This is a genomic window from Streptococcus constellatus, assembly GCF_902167705.1.
Taxonomy (GTDB): domain Bacteria; phylum Bacillota; class Bacilli; order Lactobacillales; family Streptococcaceae; genus Streptococcus; species Streptococcus constellatus_A.
The window spans coordinates 171906-185024 of sequence record NZ_CABHMZ010000007.1 but is presented as its reverse complement, the minus strand read 5'-3'; the positions used below and the strand labels follow the sequence as shown (position 1 = coordinate 185024).

At 39.9% G+C, this 13119-nt stretch carries 13 protein-coding genes and 1 pseudogene; 3 read left to right on the top strand and 11 right to left on the bottom strand.

Annotated features, from left to right (window positions below; genetic code table 11):
• Nucleotide 1: 1 nt before the first annotated feature.
• A complete protein-coding gene (locus FQ204_RS02785) occupies nucleotides 2-1288 on the bottom strand; it encodes a homoserine dehydrogenase (RefSeq protein WP_144208359.1) in 1287 nt (428 codons plus the stop codon).
• Nucleotides 1289-1468: 180 nt separating this feature from the next.
• Between FQ204_RS02785 and FQ204_RS02780 the strand changes: the two genes are divergently transcribed.
• Nucleotides 1469-2422 carry a polysaccharide deacetylase family protein gene (locus FQ204_RS02780; protein ID WP_144208356.1) on the top strand — a complete coding sequence of 318 codons (954 nt, stop codon included), beginning with the start codon at nucleotides 1469-1471 and terminating at the stop codon, nucleotides 2420-2422.
• A gap of 31 nt (nucleotides 2423-2453) precedes the next feature.
• Here FQ204_RS02780 and FQ204_RS02775 read toward each other — a convergent pair whose 3' ends face one another.
• The 6 genes and pseudogenes from FQ204_RS02775 to FQ204_RS02750 all read right to left on the bottom strand — a co-directional run bounded on the left by FQ204_RS02775 (nucleotide 2454) and on the right by FQ204_RS02750 (nucleotide 7418).
• The gene (locus FQ204_RS02775; protein ID WP_003069441.1) at nucleotides 2454-2615 is read right to left on the bottom strand and encodes a hypothetical protein; all 162 of its coding nucleotides are present in this window, start codon (nucleotides 2613-2615) and stop codon (nucleotides 2454-2456) included.
• Between the two features lie 14 nt (nucleotides 2616-2629).
• The gene (gene obgE, locus FQ204_RS02770; protein WP_144208353.1) at nucleotides 2630-3940 is read right to left on the bottom strand and encodes a GTPase ObgE; all 1311 of its coding nucleotides are present in this window, start codon (nucleotides 3938-3940) and stop codon (nucleotides 2630-2632) included.
• A 57-nt stretch (nucleotides 3941-3997) separates the two neighbouring features.
• Nucleotides 3998-4132: a DUF4044 domain-containing protein gene (locus tag FQ204_RS02765; RefSeq protein WP_003024272.1), complete on the bottom strand. Its 135-nt coding sequence runs from the start codon at nucleotides 4130-4132 to the stop codon at nucleotides 3998-4000.
• 179 nt (nucleotides 4133-4311) lie between these two features.
• Nucleotides 4312-4676 (bottom strand): annotated as a pseudogene (locus tag FQ204_RS10660) (UDP-glucose 4-epimerase GalE); the annotation flags it as partial.
• Between the two features lie 8 nt (nucleotides 4677-4684).
• The gene (gene galT, locus FQ204_RS02755; RefSeq protein WP_144208350.1) at nucleotides 4685-6166 is read right to left on the bottom strand and encodes a UDP-glucose--hexose-1-phosphate uridylyltransferase; all 1482 of its coding nucleotides are present in this window, start codon (nucleotides 6164-6166) and stop codon (nucleotides 4685-4687) included.
• A 73-nt stretch (nucleotides 6167-6239) separates the two neighbouring features.
• Nucleotides 6240-7418 (bottom strand): galactokinase, encoded by a 1179-nt coding sequence (locus FQ204_RS02750; protein ID WP_144208347.1) that lies wholly within the window; start codon nucleotides 7416-7418, stop codon nucleotides 6240-6242.
• Nucleotides 7419-7654: 236 nt separating this feature from the next.
• Here FQ204_RS02750 and FQ204_RS02745 point away from each other — a divergent pair, with 236 nt between their 5' ends.
• Together FQ204_RS02745 and birA are read left to right on the top strand one after the other, a co-directional pair.
• On the top strand, nucleotides 7655-8659 hold the full coding sequence (locus FQ204_RS02745; protein ID WP_144208344.1) for a LacI family DNA-binding transcriptional regulator: 1005 nt from the start codon (nucleotides 7655-7657) through the stop codon (nucleotides 8657-8659).
• Nucleotides 8660-9595, top strand: a complete 936-nt coding sequence (gene birA / locus FQ204_RS02740) for a bifunctional biotin--[acetyl-CoA-carboxylase] ligase/biotin operon repressor BirA (RefSeq protein ID WP_144208341.1) — start codon at nucleotides 8660-8662, stop codon at nucleotides 9593-9595.
• Between the two features lie 60 nt (nucleotides 9596-9655).
• Here the strand turns inward: birA and FQ204_RS02735 are convergent, their stop codons facing one another.
• The 4 genes from FQ204_RS02735 to FQ204_RS02720 form a co-directional block, all read right to left on the bottom strand.
• Nucleotides 9656-10072, bottom strand: a complete 417-nt coding sequence (locus tag FQ204_RS02735) for a YjdF family protein (RefSeq protein WP_144208338.1) — start codon at nucleotides 10070-10072, stop codon at nucleotides 9656-9658.
• Between the two features lie 237 nt (nucleotides 10073-10309).
• Nucleotides 10310-10504, bottom strand: coding sequence for a DUF3272 family protein (locus FQ204_RS02730; RefSeq protein WP_003024260.1), 195 nt, complete (start codon nucleotides 10502-10504; stop codon nucleotides 10310-10312).
• 38 nt (nucleotides 10505-10542) lie between these two features.
• Nucleotides 10543-12207, bottom strand: a complete 1665-nt coding sequence (gene dnaX / locus FQ204_RS02725; protein WP_144208335.1) for a DNA polymerase III subunit gamma/tau — start codon at nucleotides 12205-12207, stop codon at nucleotides 10543-10545.
• Nucleotides 12207-12704: a GAF domain-containing protein gene (locus tag FQ204_RS02720; protein ID WP_144208333.1), complete on the bottom strand. Its 498-nt coding sequence runs from the start codon at nucleotides 12702-12704 to the stop codon at nucleotides 12207-12209. Before FQ204_RS02720 ends, dnaX begins: the two co-directional genes overlap by 1 nt.
• Between the last annotated feature and the right edge of the window lie 415 nt (nucleotides 12705-13119).

The window sequence follows — 13119 nt, the reverse complement described above, 5'->3', positions numbered from 1 at the left end:
TTTATTCTCCTAATACTTTGAAGGTGTTCAATAATTTAAAATCAGAAGTTGCCTGCAATTTTCGAGTGACATTTTCTAGCTGCGTTTTGTTGACAGCATGGGTAATAATCACAACACGTGCGGTATTTCCGTCTGTTCCTTGTTGCAGAATTTGCTTAAAGGAGACATTTTCAGCATTAAAAATTTCTGCTAAACGTAAAACTTGTCCTTTCGCATCAGGTGCTAGTATCGAAAAATAATACGGGCTCTTACAATCTTCTGGTTTAGCCAGAACTAATTCACGCTGAAACTCATTAAAGGCTTTTCCAACGGTTCCTTCGTTAATCCGTCGAACAATCCGAATAATATCTGCAACAACACTTGTTGCGGTGGGTTTTTGTCCCGCACCTGGACCGTAATACATTGACTCACCAATACCGATAGATTCTACAAAGACTGCATTCATCACGCCATTCACACTAGCAAGAGGATGAGATTTTGGTAAAAAGGTCGGTGTGACTTCTGCAGCAAGGCCCGATTCCGTTTCTTCAATGGAACCGACTAATTTAACAACATAGCCTAATTGCTGCGCAACTGCTACATCTTCTGGTGTAATATTGCGAATGCCTTGATGGGCAACATCTTCAAATTTGACCGTCATTCCAAAAGCGAATTGACTTAAAATAACCATTTTATAAGCAGCATCAATTCCGTCCACATCATTGGTTGGGTCACTTTCTGCAAATCCAAGTCGTTGTGCTTCAGAAAGTGCTGCTTCATAAGACCAGCCCTCTTCTACCATTTTGGTCATCATGAAGTTGGATGTCCCATTGACCACACCGAGAATACGCGTAATTTTATCAGAAGCTAGGGAATTAACAAGCGTGCGTAAAATCGGAATCCCTCCCGCTACTGCCGCTTCATAATAAAGAGCTACCTTGTGTTTTGCAGCAATCTCAAGCAACTCAACGCCATGAACTGCCAACAAGTCTTTATTTGCAGTGACAACATGCTTACCTGCCTCTAGTGCTTGAGTGATGAAAGTTTTTGCAGGTTCAATACGCCCCATCAATTCAACGACAATCGTTACTTCTTTATCATTCACAATTTCATCAATCGTCGTGACAAAATTAAAATGATTGCCTGCTGCTAACAAGCGTTCTTTTTCAGCATCATCTTTTACCAATACTTTCGCGATTTCAATTTCTGAATGAGCTGCTTGTACAATCTTTTCACTATTTTCTTTCAATAAAAATGGAACACCACTAGCAACTGTCCCAAAACCAAGTAAAGCAATTTTAATAGACATGACCACTCCTTGAGATTTTTATGCTTTTTATTATAGCAAATAAACTTGGTTTTTTCTAGTAAGCAGGCACTACGATTTTTATAAAAATAATAGAAATCTATTTTAAAATTTTGTGAACGCTTAGTAAGAAATATGGTAAAATAAATATAATGATTTAAAAGTAAAAAGGAGTTCTACATAATGGGAAAACATTCTGGTAATCGTTCTGTACGAAATCGTATTCGTAAGAGGAGACAACGGCGCGCTATTATTAGCCTCATCTTATTGGTCGTTCTGGTGATTGCAGGGACATTTATGTGGAAACGCTCTGGGACAAATCTATCTAATAACCAAGCAAGATCTGCCACTTCAACAGTAAAGAAATCTTCTACCTCTCAGTCAACAACCAAAGAAACAGATAATTCTAGCCAGAAAACAAGTAAAATCAACTGGGTGAAACAGGAACAACCAGTTAAATTCCCTATTTTGATGTACCATGCGATTCATAATATGGATCCTTCTGAAGCAGCAAATGCTGGTTTGATTGTCTCGCCAGAAACGTTTGAAAGTCATTTGAAAGCCCTAAAAGACGCTGGTTATTATACTCTCACTCCAGAGGAAGCATATAAAGTTTTGACCGAAAATGTTCTTCCGAAAAATAAAAAAGTCGTGTGGTTGACCTTTGATGATAGTTTGAAAGATTTCTACACCAATGCTTTTCCACTTCTTCAAAAATACCAAATGCGGGCAACCAATAATGTCATTACTAGCTTTGTCGACGAAACTGGGCGTGAAGATATGCTGACGCTTGATCAAATCAAAGAGATGAAAGAAAAGGGAATGTCTTTTGAAGACCATACTGTTAATCATCCGGATTTATCCCTTTCAAGTGCAGAAACACAAACGACAGAATTGCAAGATTCTAAGCAGTATCTAGACAGCAACCTGTCACAAAATACAACGACTGTCGCCTACCCTTCAGGACGTTATAGTGAAACAACGATACAGATTGCTGAAAGCCTCGGCTATAAAATGGGATTGACAACCAACAACGGACTAGCTTCTCTTAATGACGGGCTTTTAACCCTCAACCGTGTCCGTGTCAATCCAACAACGACTGCACAAGACTTATTAAATGAAATTGCTACAAATTAAAGAATAGGACTTGCTCAAAAATGAGCAAGTCCTATTCTTTTTTCTTTTGTGCTAATTTTTCACGTTCCAAGCGAAGCTTTCGGTTCGGATTGAGTTTGTTAAAAAGTTTTTCGAGCTTTTCTTCATTCCAAACGTCAGCTGCAGAAACGAAATTGCCGTTTTCATCACGAAAGGATATTGGTTTATCACCCATAAGATTGCTCCTTTTTAGTCTACAAATTCAAATTCAAATTTGCCGATACGAACCAAGTCACCATCTTTAGCACCACGCGCCCGCAATGCCTCATCTACACCCATGCCACGCAGTTGACGAGCAAATTTCATGACAGCTTCCTCACGGTCAAAGTTCGTCATAGTAAAGAGTTTTTCCAATTTGTCTCCTGAAAGTACCCATGCTGCATCGTCAGCGCGTGAGATTTCAAAAGCAGGAGTATCTTCATCAAAACCATAATAGGCTTCCTCTTCCATTTCTGACTCATCGTAAAGCAGAAATTCTGGCGTTTTATCTAGCAATTCTGCAGTTGCATCTAACAGCGTCGAAAGTCCTTGTTTTGTCAGGCTTGAAATTGGAAAAATCTGTGGCAGTTCATCAAATTCATCATAATTTGCTGCTAATTTTTCTTTAAATATTTTCAGATTTTCTGCACTTTCAGGCATATCCATTTTATTAGCGACAATAATCTGCGGACGTTCCATCAAGCGAAGATTGTAGGACTCCAATTCTTTATTGATAGCAAGATAATCTTCGTAAGGATCGCGCCCTTCGCTGGCTGACATATCAATGACGTGCAAGATAACACGCGTCCGCTCAATATGGCGAAGGAATTGAGTTCCAAGCCCTACACCTTGACTGGCTCCTTCAATCAAGCCAGGCAGGTCTGCCACAGCAAAGGATTCACCGGACTGCGTCCTAACCATTCCAAGATTGGGGACAATGGTCGTGAAATGATAAGCTCCAATTTTCGGCTTAGCAGAAGTAATCACACTTAAAAGAGTGGATTTTCCAACAGACGGAAATCCGACTAAACCGACATCTGCCAAAATTTTCAATTCCAACTGGAGTTCACGTTCTTGACCCGGTTCACCATTTTCAGAAATTTCTGGTGCTGGATTTTTAGGCGTCGCAAAGCGGATATTGCCACGACCGCCGCGACCACCACGGGCTACAATGAACTCTTGACCATTTTCAATCAAATCTGTCAGGACTTTTCCCGTTTCAGCATCACGAACCGTTGTTCCTTGCGGTACATGAACAATCAAATCTTCTGCTCCACGACCGTGCATTCCCTTGGTCATCCCCTTTTCACCAGACTGAGCCTTAAAATGACGATTGTAACGAAAATCCATCAGGGTACGAAGCCCTTCATCTACGACAAAAACAACATTGCCGCCACGACCACCGTCACCGCCCCAAGGTCCGCCATTTGGGACATACTTTTCACGGCGGAAAGCTACCATGCCATCGCCGCCATTACCAGCCTTGACTTTAATCTTAGCTGTATCTAAAAACATACTCATATTTTTCTCTTTTCTCGTTTTCCACTCTAAAAAAACGCTCTTTCAAGCGTTCGAGGATTAGAAATTGCTCAAAGCACCAAGTGCACTTGCAAAGATTGCTCCGACTGTTACCAATAACATGATAACAACGACAATCAAAGTCAATTTTTCAAATCCTGTTTTTTTACGTTGTCCATTATCACCGAAAGCCACGATATTACCTCTATGTATTTAATTTACTCTTCTAATTGTAACATGAAGAAGATAGTTTTTCAAATGATAGCTGAAAAGAATAAATTTCAACTGCAAATTTCCAAAGAATAAATTTCAACTGCAAATTTCCGCAAATAAAAATCCAACAAACTTCCTGCTGGATTTCAATGTCAATCAGTTTAACCGTTTAGATGTGTCGAATGCTGTTTCCAAGCTGTCTCGATAATCATCTCCATATTGTCAAATTTTGGTTGCAAATCCAAGACTTGGCGAGCTTTGTCCGATGAATCAATGAGCTTCGTATCTGGAACACCCAGACAATCTGCAATTTCTGATGGAATTGGATATCCTGTCATCTTACGATCCGCTTCTGCAATTTCTAGATTAGAAAAACCTGTTGAAGAACCTAGATTGAAAGCTGAAGACTCATTGCCGGAAGTAGTCCACTGCTAAAATGAGCGTCTGCTAAGTCAAATGGACGTGTATCATCACAAACATTTGTACCATCTGGTTTCTTGCAATCATTTCCGAAAATAGCAATTTTTTAATGGGTTATTTCACAAGACCAATCGATTCAATAAAACGCATAAAGGCAGTCTGACCTTCTTTTGTTCGCTTGTAAACGCCCGCATCTTCCAAAACACGTTTGAAAATCTGACCAACCGAAGCACGCACAATTGATTGAGCTGATTCTGCCGTTATATTTGAATGGCTGACTTTTAACTGGTCAGCCCATGCTTGATGATAGGGTGCCACTTCCGATCTTTGCCCCAAAAGAAATTCTTCAACTTCTTTTAACTCATTTTTCAAACGAGGTGGGAGAATTGCCAAGCCCATGACCTCAATCAAGCCGATATTTTCTTTCTTGATGTGTTGAACATCCTTATGAGGATGATAAATACCATCTGGATATTCTTTTGATGTTTGATTGTCCCGAAGAACCAAATCTAACTCAAACTTACCATTTTTTTGGCGTGCGATTGGAGTGATAGTATGGTGCGATTCACCATTTGACTCAGCTATAATCTGAACACTTGAATCTGAATAGCCGCGCCAACTTTGTAAAATCTTATCAGCCAAATCTATCAATGCAGATTTATCAGTTGATTTTAACCGCAAAACAGACATCGGCCAGTTGACAATACCAGCTCCTACATTTTCAAAACCTGCAAAGGTGAATGTTTTGTCCAGCTCTGCCTTTTCCATAGGAAAAGTATGTCGTCCACCTTGATAATGGTCATGAGTGAGAATGGAGCCTCCTACGATAGGAAGGTCAGCATTGGAGCCTGCAAAATAGCCTGGAAAAGTCTCTACAATATCCAAAAGACGCGCAAAAGTAGCACGGCTGATAGCCATAGGAGTATGTTTGCTATCTAAAAAGATACAATGCTCATTAAAATATGCATAGGGAGAATACTGAAAGCCCCACTCTCGTCCGGCTAAGTCAAAGCGGATAATTCGATGATTCGCTCGCGCCGGATGATCTAGCCGCCCTTGATAACCCTCATTTTCAAAACAAAGCTGACAGGCTGGATAGTGGCTCGTCTTGACTTTCTTAGCTGCTGCAATCTCTTTGGGATCCTTTTCTGGCTTAGAAAGATTGATCGTAATCTCCAAATCACCGTATTCAGTAGGTGCTTGATAGGCAATATTCTTAGCAATGGCTTTCAATTTGATGTAATCATTACGCTTGCTGAGCTCATAAAAATCAGCAATAGCCTGCTTGGGAGCTTGTTTGTAGGTCTGCCAAAATTGCTGATTGAGCTGACTAGGTGCTGGCGTGATTAAATTCATCAACTCTGCCCCAAGAATACCCTGTTCTGCAAGAGTTGCCCCAATGTTTCCAGTTGCTAAAGCAACTTCTAGTAAATCGTCTTTGAGATCAATTAAGCTGGTTGCTACTGTCTCCTGTTTCGCAGCCTCTTCTCCAACCAGACTCATGACGCGATTTGTCAGATAAATTCGGTCAATTTCTGTAAAAGAGCTATTTGCTATGACCTCTGTTACAAAGGCATTCAGTAAATTTCGTGCCATTGATTTTCCTTTCTTTTATAGAAAGGGCTGAAATTCTCGTCAGCCCTTATTTACTATTATATAAAACGCTCGCTTAATCCAACACACGACTGCCGCCAGCAATTTCAGCAATATAGAAGCTCGGCGCATAACCTACAACTTCTTCATATTTTTGCCCAACATTTTTTTGGAAAGCTTCCACTGCGTCTTTGCGAACCAAAGCAATGGCACAACCGCCAAATCCTGCTCCCGTCATACGAGCGCCAAGTACGCCTTCTTGCTCCCATGCAGTATGAGCCAAGGTATCCAACTCTAATCCTGTGACCTCATAATCATGTTCAAGTGAGACATGAGACGCATTCATTAAGCGACCGAATTTTTCCAAATCGCCAGCTTGCAAAGCAGCTTGAGCCTGAAGAGTCCGTTGATTTTCCAACACAGCGTGACGAGCACGTTTGAGTCGATTTTCATCTTGAATTAAGTAGCTGTATTCATCAAAATCCCATTCATTTAATTCACCCAAAGTCTCGATAGAGAGTTTTTGCTTTAATTCCTCTACTGCTTTTTCACATTCTGCACGCCGTTCATTGTATTTGGAGTCTGCTAGTTCACGACGCTTATTCGTATTCATGATGACAACCACATTGTCTTTGAGGTCAAGTGGCACCAAGTCGTATTCGAGCGTGTTCGTATCTAAGTAAATTGCCCGTTGATCCGCCCCCATGCCAATGGCAAATTGATCCATGATACCAGAATTAACACCGATAAATTCATTTTCTGTTTGTTTACCAATTTTTACTAAATCTAAACGTTTCAATTTTAAATCAAACAGTTTCTCTGCAATAATTCCTGTCAATAGCTCTAAAGAAGCCGATGAAGAGAGACCTGAACCATTTGGAATATTTCCAAAGATATAGATGTCCATGCCTTTGTCAATGACATGTCCTGCTTTTTGCAAGAAATGAAGCACCCCTTTTGGATAATTCGTCCAATGATGCTCTTTTTCAAAACGAAGATTTTCTAAAGGCACCTCAATAATGCCTTTATCTTCAAAGTTCGCAGAATAAAAACGAAGTAAATTGTCATCACGCTTGCGCGCCGCTCCATAAGTTCCTAGCGAAATAGCTGCCGGAAAGACGTGACCACCATTGTAGTCTGTATGCTCACCAATTAGGTTAATGCGACCCGGTGAAAAGAATGTATGATCTGCTTCTGTTCCAAAAACTGTTGCAAAATCTGAACATAATTGTTGAATAGAAAGAGTCGTTGACATAAAAAGTCTCCTTTTTGTTTGGTATTGTAACCGTTTTATTATCTTTATTATAAAATATCATTAGTAAAATTTCAAGTATTTTAGTAAATTTTTACCGAATTTGATTACTAAAATTTAAAAATTTTTAAAGATAAAACTTGATAGTGAAAGGCTTGAGCTTTTACTAAATATTTTTTGTATTTTACTAATTTTTAAGGTATAATATACTTATTCTTTAGAGAGAACAGGAAAAAAGAATGACAACCATTAAAGATATTGCAAGTGTAGCTGGTGTTTCTCCAGCAACTGTATCGCGTGTTTTAAATCATGACCAATCCATGTCTGTGAGTGATGAGACACGCCAAAAGATATTTGACATTGCAGAGGAATTAGAATATAAAAAAACAAAAAGAGGAAGCAAGCGAAATTCTCAAAACCGCAGAATTGCAATTGTGGAATGGTACACAGAAGAGGAGGAACTAGACGACCTCTACTACTATGCCATTCGTCTTGGGGTAGAGAAAAAAGCCCAAAAATTGGGCTATGATGTTATACGCTTTTTCAATAATGAAACATTAAATCATCTTGAGCAAATTGACGGTATTATCGCGATTGGAAAATTCAGCCCTCAAAAGATAAAGGAGCTGGAACTCCACACAAGGCAGCTTGTTTTTATTGATAGCAATACGCTTGCCTATGGACATAGCTGCGTCACGACAGATTTTGAAAATTCCGTTACAACTGTTCTGAACCACTTTTTAGAAAGGGGACACCAACAAATTGGGCTGCTAGTTGGGCAAGAACAAACTTCTGATAAAACCACTATCCTATCTGATCCACGCTTGGTAACCTTTAAAAATTATCTAACTGAAAAACAACTTTATCAAGAAACATACGTCAAAATAGGAAACTTTTCATCTGAATCAGGTTATTCTATGATGAAAGAATTGATTGAAAATTTAGGTGAACAACTTCCAACTGCATTTTTCATGGCAAGTGACGCCTTAGCTGTTGGTGCTCTTCGAGCGCTTCAAGAAGCGGATATCCCTGTACCAGATCGTGTTAGTTTGATTGCTTTTAACGATACATCTATTGCCAAGTACGTCTATCCACCACTCAGCACAGTTACTGTCTTTACAGAGGAAATGGGCAGACAAGGTTTGCAACTGCTGCACGAGGAATTTCAACATCCTGGCTCGACCATTCCACGTATGATAACACTTGCCACCAAACTGACCCTTAGAAAGAGTAGTTTAGAATAAATGAAAACATACGAAATTTTATTTGACATTCTGAGTCAAAAATCTGACTATATCAGCGGTGAAAAATTGGCGCAAGACTTAGGAATTTCACGTACTTCTATCTGGAAAGCCATTCAACATTTAGAAAAAGAAGGCATTCACATTGAATCCGTAAAAAATAAAGGCTATAAGCTCCTTTCAGGTGATTTATTGATTGCTGAAAAAATAGAAGAAACTGCTCCCATTCAAGTTTCCTTCAATTCAAACTGCAAATCCACTCAACTTGATGCCAAAGCAGGAATTGAAGCTGGCAATCCTGCCAACATGCTCTACCTCGCTTCCTCTCAATCAGCTGGTCGTGGACGCTTTGGCAGAAATTATTTCGCTCCAGATCAAGGCGGAATTTATATGTCTCTTCACTTGAAACCCAATCTCCCTTTTCAACAAATTCCCGCCTATACTATCCTGACTGCTGGAGCCATTTATAAGGCTATTAAAGACCTCACTTTAATGGAAATGGACATTAAATGGGTCAATGACATTTACTACAAGGGCAAGAAAATAGCTGGCATTTTAACCGAAGCTATTACTTCTATCGAGACGGGCTTAGTCACTGATGTGATTATTGGAGTGGGCATCAATTTCGCAATCTCTGATTTTCCGAAAGAGTTAAAAAGTAAGGCTGCCTCTCTCTTCCACGAAAAGCAACCTATCACACGCAATGAACTCATTGCTGAAATTTGGAAAGATTTTTATGAATGTGATCCGGATGAGCTGATCTATCTTTACAAACAACACTCTCTTGTCTTAGGTCGGACAGTCACTTTTTGCCAGAATGACAAAGACTACAAAGGAGTTGCCAAGGAAATATCAGATAGCGGTCAGCTATTGGTTCAATTAAATACTGGACAAGAAATGTGGCTAAATAGCGGTGAAGTTTCTTTAACAAGTTGGTAAATAAAAGAAGGAGATAAATTGAGTAAACATCAACTTGTCTCCTTCTTTTTCAGCACAAACTCAATGACCTTTGTGCTTTTCTTTGCGTTTTTGCTGTTTTAGTTGGAATTTTCTATTTTGCACATATTCTTTTTGAGCTTTCAATCTGGAACTTTTGTTTTGTTTATCTAACTCTTGTTGCAGTTTTAGTGCGTCTTGTGATTTCGTTGAGCGTTTTTCACGTTTCATTTCTTTTTTTGCTAATCGTTGCAAGCGTTTAGGATTTGCACAATGTCTTTTTCTCTTTACTGCAACAACTGGGCTAAATTGTAATTGTGAAAACCTCTGATTAACAAATTCCAAAACCTCGTTCATCTGGGGTTCAACTCCAAATGTCATCCGACAAACAGACAAACCTTGAGCATTTTCTTGCTCAAATAAGCCATAATAAAAGCCATTTTCAAAGTATATGGTCAATTCTAGTGAAACATGTTCCATACAGCATCCTCCTTAAATATATTACAAAGAAGGGACAACCAAGGAGGAGGGTTACTGATAGTCGTGACCTGCTTCAATTTGTCATTAGAAAAACAAATCTGGCATAGCACGTATATGTTCGGACTACCAACCGAAACTGTGTTTTTATCTTTGCACTTTTATTCTATCGCAAGCAGAACATTTTTTCAAATTGAAAAGAAGAGAAAAGGTTGAGGATTTTTGCCCCAACCTTTCTTGTTATTTTTTACGTTTGATATGTTTGTCAATTTCGTCCACTATTTTTCCCATGACATAACTCACCTGTAAATTGCGAATCACTAAAAGCGCCCAGAAAACGGCAAATAAATAGTGTCCTGACATCATTGCTTCGTTAAAAAAATACGTTTCAATTGCTGTGAAAAAAGCTGTTGTAAGAAATTGTTGTCTTGTCATGATTCTATTATAGCACGAAACAGCAGAAAAATCTAAATTCAGTCCTCTTGAACGGTAATTTTTTCCGCTAAGAAATCAAATCCTTCTGGAATGATGCTTTCTTTCTTCTCTTCTCCTTGACTGGCATTTTCTCCACGTGCCTTGGCGGAAAATTCAGCCCGAATCTCTGTCCAATCCGTCATAGAAACTGCCAAAATGTCCGGTGAAAATCCAGCCGCATTGCTTAATAAATTCCCAAACATGGTGTTGAGATTCTCCCGTTTCATGGTTTGCTCTGCATTAAAGCTCGACTCAAATGCCAAAATGGCGTGATTTTCGTTAGCCGCGACGGGTTGTGAGCCGACTAACAGTGCCTTGTCCGCACCAGCTAAATTTTCAATAATTTCTCTCCAAGCATTCTGCAACTTGGTTAGATTGCTCCGAGCTAGGCTAGGATTTTCAACTGCTTCTTGCAAAATGGCATTCACTTTATGTCTATCTACTCGATAACCCTTGTTTGTTTTGGCTGGTCGTGTTGCCTGCACTGGCTTACTAGGTGCAGAACTTGACTGCAAACTTGCCAATTGATTCTTAAGCTGGCTGATTTCTTCTTTGAGCGTTTCTATCTCGCCTGCTATATTGGAGGGTAATTCTGCTTTTTCTTGCCCTTCTGCCAGTCGAATGGTCATCATCTCTGTATAGATCTTGGGTTGCAAGCTATTTTTAATTTCTGCAAGACTTCTCGTTGCAATCTCAATCAACTCAAACAACTTTTCTTGTGGTGTATTGAGGTTGTCCAAAAAGATCTCGCTCGTATGCGTATTTTCTCCACCTGTTTTGACAATGAGCAAATCTCTGAAATATTGCAGCAGGTCTGTGACAAAGCGAGCCATATTTTTGCCGTTGTCGAATATGATATCAAGATTTTCCAATGCTGCTGACGTATCATGTGCTAATACAGCTGCTACGTAAGCGTCTAGCGCTCCTAGACTGATAGAACCCGTGATTTCCTCAGAAATAGTTGTCGTCAGCTGATTATCTTGAGTCAAGCTGAGGGCTTGATCCAAGATAGACAATGCATCTCGCATACCGCCTTCTGCCCGTCTTGCGATAATCTGCACTGCTTCATTTTCAAAGTCAATATTTTCTTGTTGCAAAATCCACTCAATATGCTCTACAATATATTTGGTCTTAATCGACTTGAACTCAAAGCGCTGAACACGCGAGAGAATGGTTGCTGGTATTTTATGCAGTTCTGTCGTTGCTAAAATAAAGACAACATTCTCTGTCGGCTCTTCCAAAGTCTTAAGAAGCGCATTAAAAGCGCCTGTTGAGAGCATGTGAACCTCATCAATGATATAAACCTTATGCTTCGCTAGACTGGGAGCGTAAGTAGATTTGTCACGAATATCTCGGATTTCATCCACACCATTGTTGGAAGCCGCATCAATCTCAATGACATCTTCTAGGCTTCCTTCGGTAATGGCTTGGCAAATATAACAGTCATTGCAAGGTTCGCCACCCTTTTGGTTAGGGCAATTCATCGCCTTAGCAAAAATCTTGGCTACGCTGGTCTTTCCTGTCCCTCTGGGACCTGAAAAGAGATAGGCATGACTGATTTTATCCTGTTCAACTGCCTGCCGCAAGGTTGTCGCCACAACCTCCTGCCCAACTAGCTGACCGAAGGTTTGGCTTCTATATTTTCGATATAAAGCTTGATACATTAGGCTTTGTCTCCAAACATTTCAAAATTCCAACTTGTTTTCTCTAGCAAGAGAGCCACAAAATTTTCCAGATATTCTCGGTCAATCTCATCATAATCTGCTACCAGATGAGAATCCAAATCCAGCACCCCTACTAGGCTGTCGTTTTTGACCATTGGTACTACAATCTCGCTGCGAGCTCTGCTATCACAGGAAATGTAATTGCCATGTTGGGTCACATCTTCTACAATCATCGTCTGCCGTTTGGCTGCTGCTTCACCGCAGACCCCTTTTCCTAAAGCAATGTGCACGCAGGAAACACTCCCTTGAAAAGGTCCTAACACCAACTCGTTTCCGTCATAAAGATAAAAGCCAGTAAAGACAGAATTTGGCAAAGCTTGGTTTAGCAGAGCAGAGCTGTTTGAGAGATTCGCCAACGCGTTGCTTTCGCCCTCTAGTAATGCTTCAAGCTGCGCTAAAAGTAATTGATAATTTGAAATTTTTTCTGATTGATTCATATTTTCTATTATATCAAAAAAACAGCCTCGTGACTGTTTTTTCGCAAGTGGACAAGTCATTCCTCAAAAATGATAGATTTGTTAGTTTATAAAAAGTCGTCCGAGGGTCGGACGAAGTGAACCGCTTTTGATTGAGACAATCTGACCCTCGGACGAAGTGAACCGCTTTTTGTTGAAGCAATCTGACCCTCGGATGAAGTGAATCACTTTTGATTGAGACAATCCGACCCTCGGACGAAGTGAACCGCTTTTGGTTGAAGCAATCTGACCCTCGGACGAAGTGAATCAATTTTAGTTGAGACAATCCGACCCTCGGACGAAGTGAACCGCTTTTGGTTGAAGCAATCTGACCCTCGGACGAAGTGAATCACTTTTGATTAAGACAATCCGACCCTCAGACGAAGTGAACCGCTTT